Annotated in this window: 17 protein-coding genes; 2 read left to right on the top strand and 15 right to left on the bottom strand. The window is 62.3% G+C overall.

The genetic code is table 11. The features are described from left to right. Positions 1 to 7: 7 nt before the first annotated feature. The 13 genes from dut to ACSQ3S_RS27100 all read right to left on the bottom strand — a co-directional run bounded on the left by dut (position 8) and on the right by ACSQ3S_RS27100 (position 15,525). Positions 8 to 457, bottom strand: coding sequence for a dUTP diphosphatase (gene dut, locus ACSQ3S_RS27160; protein WP_176654141.1), 450 nt, complete (start codon positions 455 to 457; stop codon positions 8 to 10). Next, a complete protein-coding gene (gene coaBC, locus ACSQ3S_RS27155; RefSeq protein WP_353403417.1) occupies positions 458 to 1,681 on the bottom strand; it encodes a bifunctional phosphopantothenoylcysteine decarboxylase/phosphopantothenate--cysteine ligase CoaBC in 1,224 nt (407 codons plus the stop codon). It abuts the gene before it with no gap. Between the two features lie 19 nt (positions 1,682 to 1,700). Then, entirely contained in the window at positions 1,701 to 2,207 is a 507-nt protein-coding gene (gene lspA, locus ACSQ3S_RS27150) for a signal peptidase II (RefSeq protein WP_353403244.1), read from the bottom strand. 65 nt (positions 2,208 to 2,272) lie between these two features. Then, the gene (gene ileS, locus ACSQ3S_RS27145; protein WP_436144317.1) at positions 2,273 to 5,140 is read right to left on the bottom strand and encodes an isoleucine--tRNA ligase; all 2,868 of its coding nucleotides are present in this window, start codon (positions 5,138 to 5,140) and stop codon (positions 2,273 to 2,275) included. A 63-nt stretch (positions 5,141 to 5,203) separates the two neighbouring features. Next, on the bottom strand, positions 5,204 to 6,175 hold the full coding sequence (locus ACSQ3S_RS27140; protein ID WP_176654144.1) for a bifunctional riboflavin kinase/FAD synthetase: 972 nt from the start codon (positions 6,173 to 6,175) through the stop codon (positions 5,204 to 5,206). Positions 6,176 to 6,287: 112 nt separating this feature from the next. Next, positions 6,288 to 7,475, bottom strand: coding sequence for a tetratricopeptide repeat protein (locus tag ACSQ3S_RS27135; RefSeq protein ID WP_436145083.1), 1,188 nt, complete (start codon positions 7,473 to 7,475; stop codon positions 6,288 to 6,290). A gap of 107 nt (positions 7,476 to 7,582) precedes the next feature. Beyond that, complete coding sequence (locus ACSQ3S_RS27130; RefSeq protein ID WP_218087932.1) at positions 7,583 to 8,011, bottom strand: ExbD/TolR family protein; 429 nt, start codon at positions 8,009 to 8,011, stop codon at positions 7,583 to 7,585. Positions 8,012 to 8,070: 59 nt separating this feature from the next. Further along, the gene (locus ACSQ3S_RS27125) at positions 8,071 to 8,499 is read right to left on the bottom strand and encodes an ExbD/TolR family protein (RefSeq protein WP_116990444.1); all 429 of its coding nucleotides are present in this window, start codon (positions 8,497 to 8,499) and stop codon (positions 8,071 to 8,073) included. 6 nt (positions 8,500 to 8,505) lie between these two features. Continuing rightward, a complete protein-coding gene (locus tag ACSQ3S_RS27120; protein WP_218087933.1) occupies positions 8,506 to 9,411 on the bottom strand; it encodes a MotA/TolQ/ExbB proton channel family protein in 906 nt (301 codons plus the stop codon). Positions 9,412 to 9,496: 85 nt separating this feature from the next. Then, positions 9,497 to 10,156 carry an energy transducer TonB gene (locus ACSQ3S_RS27115; protein ID WP_176654145.1) on the bottom strand — a complete coding sequence of 220 codons (660 nt, stop codon included), beginning with the start codon at positions 10,154 to 10,156 and terminating at the stop codon, positions 9,497 to 9,499. 525 nt (positions 10,157 to 10,681) lie between these two features. Beyond that, the gene (locus tag ACSQ3S_RS27110; protein WP_176654146.1) at positions 10,682 to 12,232 is read right to left on the bottom strand and encodes a SpoVR family protein; all 1,551 of its coding nucleotides are present in this window, start codon (positions 12,230 to 12,232) and stop codon (positions 10,682 to 10,684) included. Positions 12,233 to 12,255: 23 nt separating this feature from the next. Beyond that, positions 12,256 to 13,524 (bottom strand): YeaH/YhbH family protein, encoded by a 1,269-nt coding sequence (locus ACSQ3S_RS27105; RefSeq protein WP_176654147.1) that lies wholly within the window; start codon positions 13,522 to 13,524, stop codon positions 12,256 to 12,258. 78 nt (positions 13,525 to 13,602) lie between these two features. Beyond that, positions 13,603 to 15,525 (bottom strand): PrkA family serine protein kinase, encoded by a 1,923-nt coding sequence (locus ACSQ3S_RS27100; protein ID WP_176654148.1) that lies wholly within the window; start codon positions 15,523 to 15,525, stop codon positions 13,603 to 13,605. A 498-nt stretch (positions 15,526 to 16,023) separates the two neighbouring features. Here ACSQ3S_RS27100 and ACSQ3S_RS27095 point away from each other — a divergent pair, with 498 nt between their 5' ends. Together ACSQ3S_RS27095 and ACSQ3S_RS27090 are read left to right on the top strand one after the other, a co-directional pair. Continuing rightward, a complete protein-coding gene (locus tag ACSQ3S_RS27095) occupies positions 16,024 to 17,037 on the top strand; it encodes an adenosine deaminase (RefSeq protein WP_436144316.1) in 1,014 nt (337 codons plus the stop codon). 6 nt (positions 17,038 to 17,043) lie between these two features. After that, on the top strand, positions 17,044 to 19,581 hold the full coding sequence (locus ACSQ3S_RS27090) for an ABC transporter permease (RefSeq protein WP_436144315.1): 2,538 nt from the start codon (positions 17,044 to 17,046) through the stop codon (positions 19,579 to 19,581). Between the two features lie 3 nt (positions 19,582 to 19,584). Here ACSQ3S_RS27090 and ACSQ3S_RS27085 read toward each other — a convergent pair whose 3' ends face one another. Both ACSQ3S_RS27085 and ACSQ3S_RS27080 read right to left on the bottom strand, forming a co-directional pair. Further along, a complete protein-coding gene (locus tag ACSQ3S_RS27085) occupies positions 19,585 to 20,595 on the bottom strand; it encodes a hypothetical protein (RefSeq protein ID WP_353403238.1) in 1,011 nt (336 codons plus the stop codon). Positions 20,596 to 20,598: 3 nt separating this feature from the next. Continuing rightward, positions 20,599 to 21,876, bottom strand: a complete 1,278-nt coding sequence (locus ACSQ3S_RS27080; protein WP_176654152.1) for a sensor histidine kinase — start codon at positions 21,874 to 21,876, stop codon at positions 20,599 to 20,601. Between the last annotated feature and the right edge of the window lie 160 nt (positions 21,877 to 22,036).

Raw genomic sequence — 22,036 nt, 5'->3', positions numbered from 1 at the left:
TGTTTTTTTAGTGTTTTCCAGTGCTGCCGAAGCCGCCGGCACCGCGTTCGCTGGTGTCGAACTCCTCGACCACGTTGAAACCGACCTGCAGCACCGGCACGATGATCAGCTGCGCCAGGCGTTCCATCGGGTTCAGCGTGAAGGCGCTGTGGCCGCGGTTCCAGGTCGAGATCATCAGCTGGCCCTGATAGTCGGAGTCGATCAAGCCTACCAGATTCCCCAGCACGATGCCGTTTTTGTGGCCCATGCCGCTGCGCGGCAGGATCATGGCGGCGTAGCCCGGATCGGCGACGTGGATCGCCAGGCCGGTCGGAATCAGCACGGTCTGGCCGGCTTCGATGACCATAGGCGCGTCGATGCAGGCGCGCAGGTCGAGACCGGCGGAACCCGGGGTGGCGTAGGCCGGCAGCTGGTCTTTCATGCGCGGGTCGAGGATTTTGACGTCGATGTTTTTCATTTATTTGGCAAATAAGGAGTGCTGGGAGATCCGTTTGGAGATCTCGGAAATCAGTTGGCGCGCCAAGGTCAGTTTGTCGGCGCGCGGCAAAATGGTGTGGCCGTTCTCGTCGAACAGGATGATGGTGTTGTCGTCCTGGCCGAAGGTGTGGTGGCCGATATTCCCGACCAGCAGGGGGATGCCTTTTTTCTCGCGCTTGTCGGCGCCGAACTGGATCAGGTTTTCCGATTCGGCGGCGAAGCCCACGCAGTAAGGATAGCCGGCCAGCGTGGTGCGGGCGGCGACGGTGGCCAGGATGTCCGGGTTCTGCTCGAACTTCAGGTCCGGCACCGAGCCGTCCGGGTTCTTTTTCAGTTTCTGCTCGCTGGAATTGGACACGCGCCAGTCGGCGACGGCGGCCACCGCGATGAAGATGTGCTGGTGGTCGACGTTGGCCATCACCGCGTCGTGCATCTGCATGGCGCTTTGCACGTTGATGCGGGTGACGCCGAACGGCGCCGGCAGCGCGGTCGGGCCGGACACCAGGATCACTTCGGCGCCGGCTTCGCGCGCGGCGCGGGCCACGGCGTAGCCCATCTTGCCCGAGGACAGATTGGTGATGCCGCGCACCGGGTCGATCGGTTCGAAGGTCGGGCCGGCGGTGATCAGGATGCGCTTGCCCGCCAGGACCTTCTGCTGGAACGACGCGATCAGCTCTTCGAGCAGCTGCGCCGGTTCCAGCATGCGGCCCATGCCCACTTCGCCGCAGGCCTGGTCGCCGGCGGCCGGTCCGAAGATGACGATGCCGTCCTCGCGCAGCTGCTGCGCGTTGCGCTGGGTGGCCGGGTTCTGCCACATCTCCACGTTCATGGCGGGAGCGACCAGCAGCGGCACGTGGCGCGGACGCGCCAGGCACATGGTCGACAGCAGGTCGTCGCAGACGCCGTGCGCCAGCTTGACCATGAAGTCGGCGGAGCAGGGCGCGATCATGATGGCGTCCGCGTCGCGGGTGACGTCGATGTGGGCCATGTTGTTGTCCACGCGCGGGTCCCACTGGCTGCTGAACACCTTCTGGCCGGACAGCGCCTGCATGGTGACGGCGGTGATGAAGTGGGCCGCGGCGTCGGTCATCACGACCTGCACCGAGGCGCCGGCCTTGGTCAGCGCGCGGCACAGTTCCGCGGCCTTGTAGCAGGCCACGCCGCCGGACAGGCCGAGGACGATTTTCTTACCGGTGAGTTCCATCATGGTGCTACCTCAGTGGTTAACGATTCACCCGGCGCAGCTCGTCCAGGATGAACAGGCCGGCGCCAAGACAGATGGCCGAGTCGGCGAGGTTGAACGCGGCGAAGTGGCCGAATCCCTGCCAGTGGAAGTCGAGGAAGTCGATCACATGGCCGTAGATCAGGCGGTCGATGACGTTGCCGATGGCGCCGCCCAGGATCAGCGACAGCGCCCACGAGAACATGCGCTGGCCGCCGTGCTTTTTCAGCAGGATGATGATGTAGATCGCCGCGCCGATGCCGATGGCGGTGAAGAAGTAGCGCTGCCAGCCGCCGCTGTTGGAGAGGAAGCTGAAGGCCGCGCCCTTGTTGTAGGCCAGTACCAGGTTGAAGAACGAGGTGATGACTTTCTCTTCGCCGAGCTGGAAGGTCTTGGCGATGGTGATCTTGGACAGCTGGTCGAACAGGATGACGATGGCGGCAATGCCCAGCCAAGGCGTGAGGCTCGACGAGGATTTGGTCGGGAAGATTTTTTTAGTGGTGGCCATAAAATATTCGGTTGGTTCGTGGCGACGGTGCCGCCGATCGGGGTTGGAGATCGGCGGCCATCATATTAAGCGAACTTGCGTTTTTCGCCCGCACCAAACAGATTGCTGTGGCAGCGGCCGCACAGGGTCGGATGGTCCGCATGCGAGCCCACGTCGGCGCGGTAGTGCCAGCAGCGCTCGCACTTTTCAGCCGCCGAGGCGACCACTTCGACCGCCTCGTCCGCTTCGTTCTCCACCTGCACCGCCTGCGCGGCGGAGGTGATGAAGACGAACTTCAGGTCGTCGTCCAGGCTGGCCAGCAGCTGGTACTTGGCGCCGGCGGCCTTGATCGACAGCTCCGCCTGCAGCGACGAGCCGATCGCGCCCGAGGTGCGCAGGTCTTCCAGCTGCTTGGTGACGTCGGTGCGGACCGCGCGCAGGGCGGTGTACTTGTCCAGCAGGGCGGCCGCGTCGGCCGGCTGCGGCAGCTTCCACCAGGTTTGCGTGAAGATGGTTTCGTCGCTGGCCTTGTAGGCTTCCGGACCGGCAAAGATGGCCCAGGCTTCCTCGGCCGTGAACGACAGCGCTGGCGCCATCACGCGCAGCAGGCTTTGCGTGATGTGCCACAGCGCGGTCTGCGCCGAGCGGCGCGCCGGCGACGTCACGGCGGACGTGTACAGGCGGTCCTTCAGGATGTCGAGGTAGAAGCCGCCCAGGTCTTCCGAGCAATAGTTCTGCAGCTTGGAGTAGACCGGCTGGAATTCGTACTGCATATAGTGCCCGGCGATTTCCGCCTGCAGCGCGGCCATGTTGGCGATCGCGTAGCGGTCGATCTCCAGCATCTGGTCGATGGCCACGGCGTCCCTGGCTGCGTCGAAGTCCGACAGGTTGGCCAGCAGGAAGCGCAGCGTGTTGCGGATGCGGCGATAGGCTTCGGTGACGCGCTTGAGGATCTCGTCGGAGATCGACAGCTCGCCCGTGTAGTCGGTGGTGGCCACCCACAGGCGCAGCATGTCGGCGCCCAGCTTGTTCCAGACATCCTGCGGCGCGACGGTGTTGCCGACCGACTTGGACATCTTCTTGCCTTCGCCGTCGACCACGAAGCCGTGCGTCAGCAGGGCCTTGTACGGCGGCGCGCCGTTCAGCATCGACGACGTCAGCAGCGACGAGTGGAACCAGCCGCGGTGCTGGTCCGAGCCTTCCAGGTACAGGTCGGCAGGGAAGGCCGACTGCTCCTTGTGCGAGCCGCGCAGGACGGTCTGGTGGGTCGAGCCGGAGTCGAACCAGACGTCCAGCGTGTCCTTGTTCTTTTCGTAGATGGCCGCTTCGTCGCCGATCAGGTCCTTCAGGTCCAGCGCCAGCCAGGCGTCAATGCCGCTCTTCTCGATCAGCTTTGCCACCTGCTCCAGCAGCTCGGGCGTGCGCGGATGCAGCGCGCCGGTTTCCTTGTGCACCACGAAGGCCATCGGCACGCCCCACTGGCGCTGGCGCGACAGCGTCCAGTCCGGACGGTTGGCGATCATGCCGTGCAGGCGCGCCTGGCCCCAGTCCGGGAAGAACCGGGTTTCGGCGATGCCCTTGAGCGCGGTTTCGCGCAGCGTGTGGCCGCCGTCCTTCGGCTTGACATCCATGCCGGCGAACCACTGCGAGGTGGCGCGGTAGATGATCGGCGTCTTGTGGCGCCAGCAGTGCATATAGCTGTGGTCGAACATCTTCACTTCGAACAGCGCGCCCACTTCCTTCAGCGCGGCGCAGATCGGCTTGGACGCTTCCCAGATCGTCATGCCGCCGAACAGCGGCAGCGAGGCGGCGAATTTGCCGTCGCCCATCACCGGGGTCAGGATCTGCTCGTCCTTCAGGCCGTGCGCGCGGCACGAGATGAAGTCGTCCAGGCCGTAGGCGGGCGCCGAGTGCACCACGCCGGTGCCGCTTTCGGTGGTCACGTATTCGGCCAGGTACATCGGCGACAGGCGGTCGTAGAAGGCGTCCGACGCGTGCAGCGGGTGGCGGAAGCTGATGCCGCCCAGCGCCGCGCCGTGGCAGGTGGCGATGGTCGTGCCTTCGAGCTTGTAGCGCGCCAGGCAGGCCTCGACCAGGTCTTGCGCCAGGATCAGCAGCAGGGGCTGGCCGTCACGCTCGGTCTGCACCAGCGAGTAGATCACCTCGGCGTTGACGTTCAGCGCCTGGTTGGACGGGATGGTCCATGGGGTCGTGGTCCAGATGACGACGAAACCGTTCTCGGTCGGCAGTTTATCCAGGCCGAAGGCGGCGGACAGCTTGTCGAACTCGGCGAACTTGAAGCCGACGTCGATCGCCGGATCGCGCTTGTCCTGGTATTCCACCTCGGCCTCGGCCAGCGCGGACTGGCAGTCGAAGCACCAGTTGACCGGCTTCAAGCCGCGATAGACATAGCCTTTTTCCAGCAGCGTGCCGAGGGCGCGCAGTTCGTCGGCCTCGTTCGAGTAGTTCATCGTCAGGTAAGGATTCTGCCATTCGCCCAGCACGCCCAGGCGGATGAAGTCCTTGCGCTGGCGGTCGACCTGCTCCAGCGCGTAGGCGCGGGCCTTGGTCAGCACTTCGGCGGTCGGCAGGTTCTTGCCGTATTGTTTTTCGATCTGGATCTCGATCGGCATGCCGTGGCAGTCCCAGCCCGGCACGTACGGTGCGTCGTAGCCGGCCAGGCCGCGCGCCTTGACCACCATGTCCTTGAGGATCTTGTTGACGGCGTGGCCGATGTGGATGTCGCCGTTGGCGTACGGCGGGCCGTCGTGCAGGATGAACTTGGGACGGCCGGCGGCGGCCTTGCGCACGCGCTCGTAGATTTTCTTGTCTTGCCATTCCTTGACCCAGTTCGGCTCGCGCTTGGCCATATCGCCGCGCATCGGGAACGGGGTTTCGGTCATATTGACCGGGTATTTGCTTTCAGGCTTCTTTGCAGATTTGTTGTCGGACATGGTTTTTCTTCAGTGATGTATTCGGGGTGTCTGTGTAGCCGGCGCGCGTAGCTGGTCGCGCGGCTAAATTCGGTCGGTGGCGTTGGTCGCGCCTACGCGCTCTTTGAAAAAGTCGCGGGCGATGGCCGCATCGCGGTCGATGGCGGCGGTCAGCGTCGGCAGGTCGACGTATTTTTCCTCGTCGCGTATCTTGTGCAGGAACTCGACGCGCACCTGCTTGCCGTAGCAGTTTTCGGCGAAGTCGAACACGTGCACCTCCAGCAGCACGCGGCCGCTGTCGTCGACGGTCGGGCGCACGCCCAGGCTGGCGACGGCCGGCAGCGGCTGCGCGGCCAGGCCGTGCACCTGCACGATGAAGATGCCGGACAGGGCGGGGCGGTGCGGCACGCGCAGGTTCAGGGTCGGGAAGCCCAGGGTGCGGCCCAGCTTCTGGCCGTGGATCACGTGGCCGGAGATCGCGTACGGATGGCCCAGCAGCGCCTGGGCGTGCCGGAAGTCGCCCTCGGCCAGCGCGGCGCGCACGGCGGAGGAGGAGATGCGGATGCTGCCGTTCATCACGGTCGGCAGGGTCTCGACGTGGAAGCCATAGTGCCTGCCCGCTTCCAGCAGCATCTGCACGTTGCCGGCGCGGCGGGCGCCGTAGCAGAAGTCGTCGCCGACCATCAGCCATTTGACGTGCAGGCCCTCGACCAGCACTTTTTCGGTGAATTCCTGCGGCGTCAGGGCGGCGAAGGGCGCCGAGAAGTGCTCGACGATGACGCGGTCGATGCCGTTGTCGGACAGCGATTGCAGCTTGTCGCGCAGGTTGGCGATGCGCGGCGGCGCCTTCGACAGGTCGCCGGCCTTGTGCGCGAAGAATTCGCGCGGATGCGGTTCGAAGGTCATCACGGCCGCCTCCAGCCCGAGGCCGGTGGCGGCCGCGCGCACGCGGCCCAGCAATGCCTGGTGGCCGAGGTGGACACCGTCAAAGTTGCCGATCGTGAGCGCGCAGGGCGCGCGCGCCGCTGCATTGGGAAGACCTCGAAATACCTTCATGGGAATCTGCTAAGAACTATCGCGAAATAGAGGATTATACGGGGAATCCCTCGAAGCGAAAAAAAAGCGCTGCCGGCGGACCGGGCAGCGCTTTTTCGCGGCAACTCCCAAATTACATCGGGTGGTTGATGTTCAGGGTCCAGTAGCGGGCCAGGTCGGCGGCGCCGTCCTTGCCTTTGACCGATTTCAGCGTCGACAGCGCGGCGGCTTTCTTGCCGGCGATCGATTGGGCGATGCCCTGGTGCAGTTTCACGGTTTCAGGATACTTGGCCGTGCCCAGCTTCACCGCCTGGTCCATCAGGGCCAGGCCCTTGTCGGCCTTGCCCTGGGAAACCAGCGCGTAGCCCATGTTGGCCAGCGCGTCGGCGTCCTTGTTCTTGACGGCTTCGGCTTCGTTGGCGGCTTGCTTGGCGTCGAACTCGGCCTGGGTCTTGGTGGCCAGGTCTTTCAGGCGCTGGTGACGGGCGGCGTCGGAACCGGTGCCCAGCGCGCCTTTCTTGTAGCCCTGGTCGATGATCTTGATGGCTTCGGCGGGATTGCCCGCTTGCAGCGCCAGCTGGGACATCTCCATGTACTCGCCCGGCTTGGTCAGCAGGCCGTTGGCCAGGCGCAGGCGCAGCACGTCCAGCGACAGCGTCGGCGAGAAGCCAGGCTTGCCCGACACGCGGTTCAGCAGGTCGGCCCAGTAGCTGGTCTTCGGGTAGGCGCCGGCCAGGCGTTCCAGCGTCTGCACGTAGCCTTCCTTGTCGTTCTGCTTGAGCTGGATGTTGGCCAGCATCTGCAGCGACGCTTCCGAACCGGCTTTCGACGATTGCAGCTCCTTGGCCGCTTCCGAGTATTTGCCGCTGATGTAGTAGGTCTGGATCAGCAGTTCATGCATCTGGCCGTCGTTTGGATTGTCTTTCAGCGAACGCTGGATCCAGGTGATGGCTTTTGGGTAGTCCTTGGCGCGGTAGTAGATGCCGGCCAGGGCCTGGGTGAATTTTGGTTGTTCGGCAGGCGACAGCTTGCCGGAATTGATGACCGCTTCGAAGGCCTTGGCGGCGGCGTCGTTATCGCCAGCGGCAGCTGCGGCCGAAGCGCGGGTGCGCTCGATCAAATAGGATTCGTGTGGGGACTTGCCACCGACAGCGTCGGCTTCTTTCAGTTTGGCGAGAGCTTCCTTGTTCTTGCCTGCCGCAGCCAGTTTCTGTGCTTCTTGCAATGGTTTGCCGATTTCAGCACGCACCGCGTCGGCCGCATAGGCAACCGAGGAAAGACCAACCATAGGAGCTGCTGCAGTGAAACCAATAGCGGCCATTACCAGGCCGAGATGAGCGAGACGAAACTTGGTCATGGGTAAGTTTTCTTTCTTCAAAATGCGAAATAGGCAGGAATGGTCCTGCCTATCGTTGAACATAGAACTGATTATTGGAACTGTTCGTTGCCGACCAGGCCAATCTTGGTCACGCCGAGACGCTGAGCCGAAGCCATCACGCCTGCCACGACTTTGTACGACACCAGCTTGTTCGGACGCAGATGCACTTCCGGCTGGTCAGCTTGCGCTGCGACATCGGTCAGCTTCGCTTCCAGGGTGCCGCGGTCGGGAACGACAGCGTTATCCCACAGAATCGTGCCGTCGAAGTCGACGTCAATCGTGATCACCACAGGTTCCTTGGTAGGCGGTGGCGGGGTGCCGACCGGCATATTCAAGTTCACCGAGTGGTTGGCTTTTGGAATCGTAATGATCATCATGATAATCAGCACCAGCATCACGTCGATGAGGGGCGTCATGTTCATTTCCATCATTGGTTCCGGATCCGCGCCACCGCTTGGGGAGCCGACATTCATACTCATGGTGTTTCCTTTTAAGAAGGGCAGGCCTGGAGTCCAGGCCTGCGATGCACTAGAGGGAATTAACCCTTGTCAGGCGGTTCGGTGATGAAGCCGACCTTCTGAATACCAGCGCGCTGGGTAGTGTAAATAACCTTGCCGATTGCTTCGTAGCGAGTTTCTTGGTCGCCACGTACATGCACTTCCGGCTGAGGCAATTTGACCGCTTCCACCTTCAGATTGTCGAACAACTCATTCGCGTCGCGCATCTTCCGCTGATTCCAGTAGATATCGCCATCCTTGCTGACAACGATGTTGACATCTTCCGGCTTGGTCTGGATAACCTGGTTGGCTTCTTCCGGCAGCTTGATCTTGATCAGCTTCAGAACAACCGGGCTCGTGATCAGGAAGATAATCAGCAGAACCAACATGATGTCCACCAGGGGCGTCGTGTTGATTTCTGACATGACTTGATCTTCGTCTCCGCTATCGGAGCCTACGGACATCGACATGATTAATTATCCAATCTTTTTAGCGCCGGCTGCGCGGCCAGCTTCGCTGGTGGACATGGCGCCCGAGATCAGTACCGAGTGCACGTCAGCCGAGAACGAACGCACGTCTTCCATTGCGGCCTTGTTACGACGGACCAGCCAGTTGTAACCCAGAACGGCAGGAACCGCGACGAACAGACCGAAGGCGGTCATGATCAGCGCTTCACCCACTGGACCTGCAACCTTGTCGATCGATGCGTTACCCGACATGCCGATGGCGATCAGTGCATTGTAAATACCCCAAACGGTACCGAACAGACCGATGAACGGTGCGGTCGAGCCCACGGTTGCCAGGAACGACAGGCCGTCTTGCAGACGCGACTGAACTTTGTCGACAGCGCGCTGGATCGACATGGTGACCCAGGTCGACAGGTCGATTTGTTCCAGCAGGGCGCCGTCGTGGTGCACGGTGGCCTTGGTGCCGGTTTCAGCGATGAAGCGGAATGGCGAACCGTCTTTCAGGGCAGCCGAACCAGCAGCGATCGACGATGCTTTCCAGAACTTGGCCGAAGTTTCTTTCGACTGTTTGAAGATCTTCATCTGGTCGATCAGTTTGGTGATGATGATGTACCACGAACCCATCGACATCAGCGACAGGATGATCAGGGTGCCGCGCGATACGAAACCACCGTTCCAGACAGCTTCGAAGCCGTATGGATTGTCCACTTCTTCTTTACCGCCCTTGGCGGCTGGAGCTTCTGCTGCAGGTGCTGGTGCTGCGGCCGCATCCGCTGCTGGAGCGGCTGCTGGTGCCGAAGCGGCTGCCGAGGCTGGCGCGTCAGCGAAAGCTGGTGCGCTTACCAGGGCGGTGGCTGCGGTCACGGAAAACAGCACAGCGGCCAGTACAGCGGACAAACGGGTATTCTTAAACATGCTTCCTCCAAATTGATAAAATAATCAGATCGCTGAACGTAATGACAACGAAAATTACTAGATGAGACGGTGCTCTGCCTCGGTTTTACTCCAGCGTCCAGACGTATTGCATCTGCATCCACGCTTCCGTCGGTTTCCCGTCGGTCAGACCCGGTTTGAATCGGCATTTACTGATGCCGGTTACCGCGGCCTTGTCCAAGTCCCTGAAGCCAGAGGATTTGACGATCTTGGAGTCGGCGACACGGCCGTCGGCTCCAATCAGGAACGATAAGGTCACCGTACCGGTTTCTTCGTTACGCAGGGAGGACTTAGGCCACTCCGGTTTCGCGCAAGTACTGAAGTCGGCCACTGCGGCGACGTTGACCGATTTTGCTGGTCCCGGCGGCGCTGCCGGCGGTGCCGGCGGCGTTCTTTGGATCTCGGTCGTCGCAGGTTTCACGTTGGTCGCGTTAGCGATCGTGTTCTGCGGCGGCGGAGGCTGCTGCACATTCACCTCAACTGGCGGGATGAAAGGCGGCGGTGGCGCTTTCATCTCTGGTGGAGGTGGTGGCGGTGGGAGTTCTTTCGGTGGAGGAGGTTTGACCTCCTCGATGATCTTGGTCTCCACTGGTGCGATCATCTTGCTCACCAGACGTTTACCCAAGCCCGTCACGATCCCATAAGCGACCAGGAGGTGCAACAAAACGACAATGGTAATGCCTGTAAAGTTCTTCCCGGTGCTTTTCTCGTTGTGCGTGAAATTCATGCCTGCTTTCTCCAATACCAACTCTTTTTGTTGCTACTAAACCCCAAAATGGCGACATAAAACAACAGCCGCATCCGGGACGTCGGCGAATTATACATACGAATTCTTGATTTTACATAGAATTTTCATCCCTAAAACCGGTTAAATTTCATAGGGTTTTCCTATATGGTAGCGCTCACTTTGCACTGTTCTAGATCAATCGGCAACACAGTTCTGCTCATTTTCGTGCGCCAACGCACCACGACATTACTTAGTTTTCCCTTAAGCCTAAAAACGGAATTTTATGCACGTAATTTTACTACGGGCAGTTGATAATTTGGCCGCAGAAGTTTCTTTTGTGAAATTATTGCGGATTCCCCGGTGCAAGAACATGCAGAAAAAGATTGACTTCCCGCCCGCTACATGCTTTCCACTAAAAAAAGCAGGGCCAGAACTATTCTTCTGACCCCGCGCCGCCGTCTCCGGCTATATCCCTTGCAAGAGCCGTGCCTGAAATCGGCGCCGGCGTTGCTGTCTATATGTTGCTCAGCTCCCGCGCCCCCGTTTCTCGCGCTTGACCTCCATCGAGCTGACGACTTCGCCGTTCGGCCCCACGGTTTCCAGGTGCACGTCGAAGCCCCATAGCCGGGCCACGTGCTTGAGCACCTCGCCGGCCTGCTGGTTCAGCGGACGGCGCTGGAACTGCGTATGGCGCAGGGTCAGCGCGCGGTCGTCGCGGGTGTTGACCGACCACACCTGGATATTCGGCTCGCGGTTGCCCAGGTTGTACTGCTCGGCCAGCTGCTGGCGCACATAACGGTAACCGAGGTCGTCATGTATCGCGGAGATTGCCAGCTTTTCGTTATTGTCGTCGTCCAATACCGCAAAGAAATGGAACTCGCGTATCAGCTTGGGTGACAGGTACTGGGCGATGAAGCTTTCGTCCTTGAAATTGCGCATCGCAAAGTCCAGCGTCTTGCGCCAGTCGCTGCCCGCGATGTCGGGGAACCATTCGCGGTCCTCGTCGGTCGGGTGCTCGCAGATGCGGCGGATGTCGGTCATCATCGCGAAGCCCAGCGCGTAGGGATTGATGCCGCTGTAATACGGGCTGTTGACCGGCGGCTGGTAGACCACGTTGGTATGGCTCTTGAGGAACTCCATCATGAAGCCGTCGCCCACCACGCCCTCGTCGTACAGCTGGTTGAGGATGGTGTAGTGCCAGAACGTGGCCCAGCCCTCGTTCATCACCTGGGTCTGGCGCTGCGGGTAGAAGTACTGCGAGATCTTGCGCACGATGCGCACCATCTCGCGCTGCCACGGTTCCAGCAGCGGCGCGTATTTCTCGATGAAGTACAGCAGGTTCTCTTCCGGCTCGGGCGGGAAGCGCGGCGCGGCCTTTTCCGCCTCCTCTTCCTCGCGCCGGGGCAGGGTGCGCCACAGTTCGTTGATCTGCGACTGCACATAGGCTTCGCGCTCCTTCTGCCGCGCCCGCTCCTGCGCCATCGACAGCTTGGCCGGCCGCTTGTAGCGGTCGACGCCGTAGTTCTGGATCGCGTGGCAGGAATCGAGCAGCAGCTCGACCGCGTCGATGCCGTGGCGCTGCTCGCACTCGGCGATGTAGTTCTTGGCGAACACCATGTAGTCGACGATGGCTTCGGCGTCGGTCCAGGTGCGGAACAGGTAGTTGCCCTTGAAGAAGGAGTTGTGGCCGTACGCCGCGTGCGCGATCACCAGCGCCTGCATGGTCAGGCTGTTCTCCTCCATTAAATAGGCGATGCACGGATCGGAGTTGATGACGATCTCGTAGGCCAGGCCCATCTGGCCGCGCTTGTAGCCTTTTTCGGTCGACAGGAAATGCTTGCCGAAGGACCAGTGGTTGTACGACACCGGCATGCCGACCGAGGTGTAGGCGTCCATCATCTGCTCGGCCGTGATGATCTCCAGCTGGTTGGGATAGGTGTCCAGCCCGAAGCCTTCGGCCACGCGGCGGATTTCCTGGTGGGCCTGCTCGATCAGTTCGAAGGTCCACTCGGACTGTTCGGGCAGGGCGCGCGGATGGCGCGGCTTGGGGGGCGGAAATTTCGTCATGTCGTTCATATGCGTTCCACTAAATCGGCTGCCTACTTCGGCTGTTTCTTGAACAGTTCGCGGAACACCGGATAGATATCGGCCGGCGTGACTATTTTCTGCATGGCGAAGTGCGCGTGGTGGTCCGGCACCTGCGAGTACTGCTCCCACAGGTTTTGCGCCGGGCCGTCGGTGATCTCGACGTAGGTGTAGTACTGCACCTTGGGCATGATGGTGTTGATCAGCAGCTGGCGGCACAGCACCGAATCGTTGTCCCAGTTGTCGCCGTCGGACGCCTGCGCCACGTAGCTGTTCCAGCTGCCGGCGCCGTAGCGCTCGTCGATGATCTTGTCCAGCAGGTGCAGCGCCGACGACACCACGGTGCCGCCCGATTCGCGCGAGTGGAAGAATTCCTCCTCGTCGACCTCGGCCGCCGCCGTGTGGTGGCGGATGAACACCACCTCGATCTTGTCGTACACCCGCTTGAGGAACAGGTACAGCAGGATGAAGAAGCGCTTGGCGGTGTCCTTGCGGGTTTCGTCCATCGAGCCGGAGACGTCCATGATGCAGAACATCACCGCCTGCGTCATCGGTTTGGGCACCTTGACGCGGTTGGAATAGCGCAGGTCGAACGGGTCGATGAAGGGGATGGCCAGCAGCCGCGTGTGCAGATGGTGGATTAATTTCTTCAGCTCGAGCACGCGCGGCGCGTCCAGCGGCGCGCCCTCGAGCAGCAATTCCTCCAGCTCGCGCTCGGCCTCGATGACGCGCTTGCGCGAACTGCCGCCGACCGCGATGCGCCGGCCCAGCGCGCCGCGCAGCGAGCGCAGCACGTGGATGTTGGACGGCGTGCCCGACATATTGTAGCCGGCGCGCTGGTTCTTGAATTCGGTGGTGGCCGTCAGCTGCGTCTTGATCATGTGCGGCAGCTCGAGGTCCTCGAAGAAGTAGTTCATGAATTCTTCGCGCGACAGCTCGAAGATGAAGTCGTCCTCGGTCAGCTGGTCGCTGTTGCCGGCCTTGCCGCGGCCGGCCCCGCCGCCGCCTTTGGGGCGGTTGATCTGGTCGCCCTTCTGGTATTCCTGGTTGCCGGGATTGATGGTTTCCCACACGCCGCCATGGGCGTGGCCGAAAGAAGGCTCGCCCACGTCCTTGACGGGGATGGAGACTTTCTCGCCGTTTTCAATATCGGTGATGGAGCGGCCCTTGATGGCGCGACCCACCGCGTCCTTGATCTGTGCCTTGTAGCGCCGTAGGAAGCGCTCGCGGTTGACCGCGGACTTGTTCTTGCCCTGCAAACGTCGGTCGATGAGATAAGTCAAAAGATGCCTCCTGCTGCGTTTGGTGCGGCGGTCGTAGCGAGGGGCGCGCCGCCGAGGCGCGCCCGGACTGCGGCCGTCTTAAGACGACTTCCTCACGCGCAAATACCATTCGCACAGCAAGCGGACCTGTTTGGCCGTATAGCCTTTTTCCACCATGCGCGCGACAAAGTCGGCGTGCTTGTTGGCGTCTTCGGCGCTGGCCTTGGCGTTGAACGAAATCACGGGCAGCAATTCCTCTGTGTTCGAGAACATCTTCTTCTCGATCACGGTGCGGAATTTCTCGTAGCTGGTCCATGAAGGATTCTTGCCGCCGTTGTTGGCGCGCGCGCGCAGACCGAAGTTGACGATCTCGTTGCGGAAGTCCTTGGGGTTCGAGATGCCTGCCGGCTTCTCGATTTTTTCCAGCTCGTTGTTCAGCGACTCGCGGTCGAAGCTCTCGCCGGTATCCGGGTCGCGGAATTCCTGGTCCTGTATCCAGAAGTCGGCAAAGGTCACGTAGCGGTCGAAGATGTTCTGGCCGTACTCGGAATAGCTCTCCAGGTACGCGGTCTGGATTTCCTTGCCAATGAACTCGACATATTTCTGGGCCAGGTGCTCCTTGATGTAGGAGAAGTATTTCTGTTCGGTCTCGGGCGGGAACTGCTCGCGCTCGACCTGCTGCTCCAGCACATACAGCAGGTGGACCGGGTTGGCCGCCACCTCGGTGTTGTCGAAGTTGAAGACCTTGGACAGGATCTTGAAGGCGAAGCGCGTCGACAAGCCGTTCATGCCCTCGTCGACGCCGGCGTAGTCGACATACTCGTGCATCGACTTGGCCTTCGGATCGGTGTCCTTCAGGTTCTCGCCGTCGTAGACCAGCATCTTGCTGAAGATGCTGGAGTTTTCCGGGTCCTTCAGGCGCGACAGGATCGCGAACTGCGCCATCATCTTCAGCGTTCCGGGCGCGCACGGGGCCTGGTACAGCGAGGAGTTGGCCACCAGCTTGTCGTAGATCTTGATCTCGTCGGTCACGCGCAGGCAGTACGGCACCTTGACGATGTAGATACGGTCGAGGAATGCCTCGTTGTTGCGGTTGTTGCGGAAGGTCTTCCATTCCGACTCGTTCGAGTGGGCCAGGATGATGCCGTCGAACGGGATCGCGCCGAAGCCCTCGGTGCCTTTATAGTTGCCTTCCTGCGTGGCCGTCAGCAGCGGATGCAGCACCTTGATCGGCGCCTTGAACATCTCGACGAATTCCATCAGGCCCTGGTTGGCCAGGCACAGGCCGCCGGAATAGCTGTAGGCGTCCGGATCGTCCTGCGAATAATCTTCCAGCTTGCGGATGTCGACCTTGCCCACCAGCGAGGAGATGTCCTGGTTGTTCTCGTCGCCCGGTTCGGTCTTGGAAATGGCGATCTGCTTGAGCACCGACGGGTAGCGCTTGACCACGCGGAACTGGTTGATGTCGCCGTTGAACTCGTGCAGGCGCTTGACCGCCCACGGGCTCGGGATGTTGCGCAGGTAGCGGCGGGGAATGCCGTAATCCTCTTCCAGCAACACGCCGTCCTCTTCCTCGTTGAACAGGCCGAGCGGCGACTCGTTGACCGGCGAGCCTTTCAGGCAATAGAAGGGCACATGCTCCATCAGCGACTTCAGCTTTTCCGCGATCGACGACTTGCCGCCGCCCACAGGTCCCAGCAGATACAGGATCTGCTTGCGTTCCTCCAGTCCCTGCGCGGCGTGACGGAAGTAGGAAACCACTTGCTCGATCACTTCTTCCGTGCCGTAGAACTCGCGGAATGCCGGGTATATCTTGATGACCTTGTTCGCGAAGATGCGTGACAGCCGGGTGTCGTTGCGGGTATCGACCAGTGTCGGTTCGCCGATGGCGGCCAACATGCGTTCTGGGGCGCTGGCATAAGTCAGCCGGTCTTTTTTACAAAGTTCGAGATATTCCTTCATGGACATCTCTTCTTCTTTGGTCCGTTCGTACCGTGCGGCGTAGTTGTCAAAAATGGTCATTTGGGTGTCCTTTAATGTAAGCCTACTTGTCACGGGTCACCGGCAGTTTTGCCTGCCCTGGCCCTGGTCTGTGCATTCCCTTTCTGTATTATTTTTCTTATTGGCCAGCTTCCATTTGGTGGCACGGATTGCCCGTGCCGATGAGCTGGCTTTATCGCCGGTTGGCGGCTTTTATTTGTCGGTCGTAACGCTTCTTACGTCTATGAAATTGATTATTGCGCTATTGGTGCAGGAAGTCAAAAGATATGTCGTAATATCGTTAATACTCTTTCGTAAGCTGTTGATATGTAAAGATAATTTCCAAGAAAACAGTGTTCTTTTCGTGAGTTCAATGACATTTTTTTCGCTCATTTATGCCACAGTATCACGCCTGTGCGCGCCGTGCTGATCGCACCTCAAACAGATAAATTTTGCCGCAACTTGGCGGCCGCTGTCGCACTCTCGCATCATGCGCTAAGATGCGTTGATCCAGCCATCCGTCACAAGGGAAAAAGAATAATGTTGAACGAACAATTGCGCACCGTCGTGCAGCAGATGCCGAAGGCCGAACTGCACATCCACATCGAAGGTTCGCTGGAGCCGGAACTGATCTTCGCGCTGGCCCGGCGCAACAACGTCCAGCTGGCGTACGGCTCGGTGGAGGAATTGCGCGCGGCCTATGCCTTCACCGACCTGCAATCCTTCCTCGACATCTACTATGCCGGCGCCAGCGTGCTGCTGCAGGAGCAGGATTTCTACGACATGACGGCGGCCTACCTGAAGCGCGCTGAGCAGGACAACGTGCGCCACACGGAAATCTTCTTCGACCCGCAGACGCATACGGCGCGCGGCGTGCCGATCAAGACCGTGATCGACGGCATCCACCGCGCCTGCCAGGACAGCCCGGTCAGCGCCACGCTGATCCTCAGCTTCCTGCGCCACCTGTCGGAGGAAGACGCCTTCGCCACGCTGGAGGAGGCGCTGCCTTACCGCGACAAGTACATCGGCATCGGGCTCGATTCGTCCGAGGTCGGCAATCCGCCGGAGAAGTTCGCGCGCGTGTTCGCCAGGTGCCGCGAGCTGGGCTTCCACCTGGTCGCGCACGCGGGCGAGGAAGGCCCGCCGGCCTACATCGAGACCGCGCTCGACACGCTCAAGGTCGAGCGCATCGACCACGGCGTGCGCTGCCTGGAAGACGCGGCGCTGACGCAGCGCCTGGCGCGCGAGCAGATCGCGCTGACGGTGTGCCCGCTGTCCAACGTCAAGCTGTGCGTGTTCGAGCGCATGGAGCAGCACAACCTGCTGCAGCTGCTGGACGCCGGCATCGTGGCGACGGTGAACTCGGACGATCCGGCCTACTTCGGCGGCTACATGAACGCCAACTTCGTCGCCACCTTCGAGGCGCTGCCATTGGGCCTGTCGCATGCGCAGCGGCTGGCGCGCAACAGCTTCGCCGCGGCCTTCCTGCCGGCGCAGCAGAAGCAGAAGTTCCTCGATGAAGTCGACGCCTATTTCGCAGCCCTCGCACTGTAATCCCCCATGTTCAAACTCGCCCTGAAGATGACCGCGCGCGACTGGCGCGCCGGTCAATTGCGCTTCCTGCTGATCGCGCTGACGGTGGCCGTTGCCGCGCTGTCGGCCACCGGCTTCTTCATCGACCGCCTGCGCAGCGGCCTCGATCGTGACGCCCACCAGCTGCTGGGCGCCGACGTCGTCGTCAGCGCCGACCTGCCGGTCAACCCGGCGTGGCGCGCGGAAGCGGCCCGGCGCGGCCTGCGGATGACCGACACACTCAGCTTCCCCAGCATGGCGCAGGCGGGCGAGGGCGAGCAATCGACGTCGCTGCTGGCGTCGCTGAAGGCGGTCGGCCCCGGCTACCCGCTGCGCGGCCAGCTGAAGATCACCACCGACGCCGAACAGGCCGAGCAAAGCCAGGGCGCGGCGGCCGCCGGCGTGCCGGCGCCGGGCACCGTCTGGATCGACGCCGGCCTGCTGGGCAGCCTGAAGACGCAGGTCGGCGGCCGGATCAAGCTGGGCGACAAGAGCTTCCGCATCGCCCAGCTGATCGCCTCCGAGCCGGACCGCGGCGCCAACTTCCTCGCCTTCGCGCCGCGCGTGATGTTCGCGCTGGCCGACGTCGAGGCGACCAATCTGATCCAGCCTGGCTCGCGCGTGTCCTACCGCCTGCTGGTGGCGGCGCCGGCGTCGCTGAAGAACGGCGCGGCCGTGGCCAGCGCCTACGAGCAATGGCTGCAGGCGGAAATCAAGAACAACAACACCAAGGGCGTGCGCGTCGAGTCGCTGGAGAACGGCCGGCCCGAAATGCGCGCCACGCTGGACCGCGCCGACCGCTTCCTGTCGCTGGTCGGCCTGCTGTCGGCGATGCTGGCGGCGGTGGCCGTGGCGATGGCCGCGCGCCGCTTCATGCAGCGCCACCTGGATGCCTGCGCCATGCTGCGCTGCCTGGGCCTGACGCAGAACCAGGTCACGCTGATGTACCTGACCGAATTCCTGCTGGTCGGCCTGGTGGGTAGCCTGATGGGCGTGGCGGTCGGTTTCGGCGGCCACTACGTGCTGCTGGAAGTGCTGGGCAAGCTGGTGTCGGCCGACCTGCCGGCGCCGACCATCTACCCGGCGCTGCAGGGTGTGGCCACCGGCATGCTGCTGCTGGCCGCGTTCGCGCTGCCGCCGATACTCCAGCTGCGCAAGGTGCCGCACAACCGCGTGATCCGGCGCGAGCAGGAGCCGCCGCAGGTGGCGGCGCTGGCCACCTATGGCCTCGGCATGGCCGGCTTTGTCGTGCTGCTGCTGTGGCAGGCGGGCGACGCGCAGCTGGCGCTGTACACGGCGCTGGGCTTTCTCGGCGCGTTCGCCGTGTTCGGGCTGGTGGCCTGGGGCGGGCTGGCCGCGCTCAAGCCGCTGCGCCGCGCGATCGACCACCAGAGCTGGCGCTTCGCCGTGACCTCATTGCAGCGCCGTCCCGGCGCGACGGTGGTGCAGGTGGTGTCGCTGGCCTTGGGCATGATGGCGCTGCTGGTGCTGACCGTGGTGCGCGGCGACCTGATGACGGCCTGGCGCAACGCCACGCCGCCGGATGCGCCGAACCGCTTCATCATCAACATCCAGCCGGAGCAGGCCGCCGACATCGGCAAGCGGCTGCAGGCGGCGGGCGTGGCGTATGCGCCGCAGTATCCGATGATACGCGGCCGGCTGACCGCCGTGAACGGCAAGCCCGTCACCGCCGAGACCTACACCGAGGACCGCGCCAAGGGGCTGGCCGACCGCGAATTCAACCTGTCGACGATGGCGCGCATGCAGGCCGAGAACAAGATCAGCGCCGGCCAGTGGTTCGCCGACAAGCCGGGCGCGCCGGAAGCCTCGGTGGAAGAGGGCATCGCCAAGACGCTGCGCTGGAAGCTGGGCGACAAGCTGCGCTTCGACATCGCCGGCGCGCCGGTGGACGCCACCATCACCAGCCTGCGCAAGCTGGAATGGGGTTCGATGCGGGTCAATTTCTTCGTCATCATCAACCCTGCCGCGATGACGGAAGTGTCGCAGAGCTGGATCACCGCCTTCCATCTGCCGCAAGGGCAGGGCGCGGTGATGAACGCGTTGACGCGCGATTATCCCAACCTGACCATCGTCGACGTCGGCGGCCTGCTGCGCCAGGTGCAGGCGGTGCTGGACCAGGTGGTGACGGCGGTCGAGTTCCTGTTCGTGTTCACCTTGGCCTCCGGCGTGCTGGTGCTGTATGCGGCGCTGATGGGATCGCAGGACGAGCGCACCCGCGAATCGGGCCTGCTGCGGGCGCTGGGCGCCACGCGCAGGCAATTGTCGCAGGCGCAGCTGATCGAGTTCTCGCTGGTGGGCGCCTTGTCCGGCGTGCTGGCGGCGACCGGCGCGGCGGCCATGGGCTGGGCGCTGGCCACGTACCAGTTCAAGTTCGCCTGGAGCTTCAACCCGTCGGTGTGGGTGGTCGGCTTGCTGGCCGGCGCGCTGTGCGCCATCGCGGGCGGCTGGCTGGGCTTGCGCAACGTGCTGCGCCAGCCGCCGCTGCAGACGCTGCGCGAGGCTTAAGACTCAAGCCGCCACGCTTTCCTGCGCCATCTGCTCCTTGAGGAACTGGGCGTAGGAATAGGGCCGCTTGTCGAAGTAGTGCGACGGCAGGTCGAACAGCGCCCAGTAGTAGGTCTCGCGGCCCTGGCAGATCTGCGGCGCCGCGCAGTAGCGGTGCCAGTTGTCGGCCACGCGGCTCGAATACATGCCGTCGCCGTAGGGATCGGAGAAGAACGGCAGCACGCGGCGCTCCAGCAGCGCGTCCAGCAGCGACGGCGGGGCGTCGCTGTCGCGGGCGATCTCGTATTGCGCGTACATGCCCTGTTCGGTCTCTATCATCATCAGGCTGGCCTTGCCGTGCTTGTCGAGGAACAGGATGCCGGTCGGCGCCGGGAAGATGTAGTGCTCGACGAAACCCTTGCTGTCGCTGAGCTGGCGCACCAGCTGGGCCAGCGCCGGGTCGCCGAGGAAGTGGTAGTTATGCAGCAGCACCAGCTCGCGCAGCGTCTCGGACTGCGCGTCGAAATACGCCCGCTGCAGCGCGGCGATCTCCAGCTCCAGGATGTCGAGCGCGTGGTCGTCGCTCTTCTTGATGTAGCGGTCGATCAGGCCGCGGTTGAAGGCGCCCACGGCGATCTTCTCGTCGGCGGCGCCGGTGAACAGGATCTTCTTGCACGGCAGGTGCGCCACCGCCTCGCAGAATTCCAGCCCGTTCATCTGCGGCATCGAATAATCCACCACCAGCACCGACGGCGTCGCGAAGCGCTGGCGCTGCTCGCCGATGCGGTAGATGCACTCCAGGTCCAGCGCCACGTTGCACTGGTCGGCCGGCAGGTTCTGCATGTCGAAATTGACGTGCAGCGGTACGCTCCCCGATTGGGTTCCCTGTCGCAGCCATTGGAGCGCGGCCGTGGTGTCATGGAAGGTCTTGCTGGCCAGCATGGGATCGAGCTGGAACGACAGACTTTTCAGGAACGAGTCGCTGTCGTCGACCAGCACGGTCAGCGTGGGATGGGAGTAGACGGGCAGATGCATGTTTCACCTCGGGAGGGACGGCTGGGGAAATTCCAGGACAAAAATCGCATAGGCGCTCTCGCGCGATACGCAACGGATGGTGGCGTTCCAGGCGCTCATGATTTCTTCGCACAGCGCCAGGCCGATGCCGGCGCCGTTATGCGGCGGAAAGGAGTAGAAGCGGCGGAAGATCAGCGGCATCTGCTGGGCCGGAATGCCGCAGCCGGTGTCGATGAATAGCAGGCGCGGCGGCACATGGGCGCCGTCGACCACGATGCGCACGCGGCCCTTGCCGGCGCGCTGCACGGCTTTCAGCGCGTTGCGCAGCAGGTTCAGCAGGATCACCACCGACAGCTCGGTCTGGCCGGAGAAGGTGAAATTGCGGCGCACCTCGAGCGCGACGATTTTTTGCTGGCCCGCGTTGACGAAGGGGTAGCGCTTGAGCATGCCCTCCACCACGCCGTCCATCATCACCGTCTCGACCGGCCGCAGGTTTTGCCGCACCGCTGTCGCGCTGAGCAGGAACAGGTCGATCATGTGGTTCATGTGGCGCACTTCAAACTGGATGCGGGCCAGCGCGTCGACGGTGCCGAGGCGGTCTTCCAGGTTGCGGCCGCCGGCGTCGGAAAACAGGCGCAGCAGGCCGCGCACATTGGCGTCGACGCTGGTCAGCGGCGTGCGCAGCTCGTGGGCCACGGTGGCCAGGCCGGCGCCCAGGCCGGCCAGCTTTTCCTGCGCCAGCACGTGGCGGCTGATCTTGGCGGCCGACAGCGCGGCGATGGTGAACCAGTGGATCGGCACCTGCTGCAGCACGGATTGGCTGAGCAGCGTGGCGCCTTCGCCCAGCCCGACGACGGCGGCGACCGCCAGCGTGGTGCCGGCCACGTAGGCCTTCAGCGCCAGGCCGGTGTCGAAATGGAACAGCACCACCAGGCCGATCAGCAGCGATTCGCTCCACACGCCCGACGCATGGTTCATCAGGAACATGAAGGTGAAAAAGAACGGGAAAATATAGCTCAGCGTGACCACCAGATAGATCTGCAGCATCCTGCGGCTGAACTGGCGCGCGAACAGGCCCAGCGCGCTCAGCAGGATCCCCAGCAGCCTCAGCGGCAGCGACTCGTATTCCTGCGGAAAGAAATGCTGCCAGATCACGTAGTACAGCGGCATGCCCACCGTGCCTATGCAGGCCAGCAACAGGACGCGCACCATGGCATGGTCCTCGCGGCCATGGTAGAGCAGCAAGGCCTGGATCTTTCCGTGCTGCCAGCGTTTCCAGCGTTCTTGCAGAGGGGGCTTCATTGTGAGATTGACTTTTATCAAGTTCCCATGATCGCCTTAATTTGCAACTTCAACCGGCAATTCAAATCAAGAGTTGATCCGCATCAATCTCTTCATGTTTTTTTGGCCTCATGGTTGGCATTGGATTCATAAAAAAACAACCTTTTCCAAAACCCATACA

It is taken from the genome of Duganella sp. LjRoot269, from assembly GCF_964254095.1.
Lineage (GTDB): Bacteria > Pseudomonadota > Gammaproteobacteria > Burkholderiales > Burkholderiaceae_D > Rugamonas > Rugamonas hordei.
Note: the sequence above shows the minus strand (reverse complement) of the source record. Positions and strands in the feature narration are given on the sequence as shown.

Bases quoted from the DNA above. Each gene is read 5' to 3' on its own strand.
- ACSQ3S_RS27085 (WP_353403238.1), bottom strand. From the start codon at position 20,595: ATGCATCTGCCCGTCTACTCCCATCCCACGCTGACCGTGCTGGTCGAC.
- ileS (WP_436144317.1), bottom strand. From the start codon at position 5,140: ATGTCCGACAACAAATCTGCAAAGAAGCCTGAAAGCAAATACCCGGTC.
- ACSQ3S_RS27110 (WP_176654146.1), bottom strand. From the start codon at position 12,232: ATGAACGACATGACGAAATTTCCGCCCCCCAAGCCGCGCCATCCGCGC.
- ACSQ3S_RS27080 (WP_176654152.1), bottom strand. From the start codon at position 21,876: ATGAAGCCCCCTCTGCAAGAACGCTGGAAACGCTGGCAGCACGGAAAG.
- ACSQ3S_RS27140 (WP_176654144.1), bottom strand. From the start codon at position 6,175: ATGAAGGTATTTCGAGGTCTTCCCAATGCAGCGGCGCGCGCGCCCTGC.
- dut (WP_176654141.1), bottom strand. From the start codon at position 457: ATGAAAAACATCGACGTCAAAATCCTCGACCCGCGCATGAAAGACCAG.
- ACSQ3S_RS27095 (WP_436144316.1), top strand. From the start codon at position 16,024: ATGTTGAACGAACAATTGCGCACCGTCGTGCAGCAGATGCCGAAGGCC.
- ACSQ3S_RS27125 (WP_116990444.1), bottom strand. From the start codon at position 8,499: ATGTCGATGTCCGTAGGCTCCGATAGCGGAGACGAAGATCAAGTCATG.
- ACSQ3S_RS27100 (WP_176654148.1), bottom strand. From the start codon at position 15,525: ATGACCATTTTTGACAACTACGCCGCACGGTACGAACGGACCAAAGAA.
- ACSQ3S_RS27130 (WP_218087932.1), bottom strand. From the start codon at position 8,011: ATGAGTATGAATGTCGGCTCCCCAAGCGGTGGCGCGGATCCGGAACCA.
- coaBC (WP_353403417.1), bottom strand. From the start codon at position 1,681: ATGGAACTCACCGGTAAGAAAATCGTCCTCGGCCTGTCCGGCGGCGTG.
- ACSQ3S_RS27120 (WP_218087933.1), bottom strand. From the start codon at position 9,411: ATGTTTAAGAATACCCGTTTGTCCGCTGTACTGGCCGCTGTGCTGTTT.
- ACSQ3S_RS27090 (WP_436144315.1), top strand. From the start codon at position 17,044: ATGTTCAAACTCGCCCTGAAGATGACCGCGCGCGACTGGCGCGCCGGT.
- ACSQ3S_RS27135 (WP_436145083.1), bottom strand. From the start codon at position 7,475: ATGGCCGCTATTGGTTTCACTGCAGCAGCTCCTATGGTTGGTCTTTCC.
- lspA (WP_353403244.1), bottom strand. From the start codon at position 2,207: ATGGCCACCACTAAAAAAATCTTCCCGACCAAATCCTCGTCGAGCCTC.
- ACSQ3S_RS27115 (WP_176654145.1), bottom strand. From the start codon at position 10,156: ATGAATTTCACGCACAACGAGAAAAGCACCGGGAAGAACTTTACAGGC.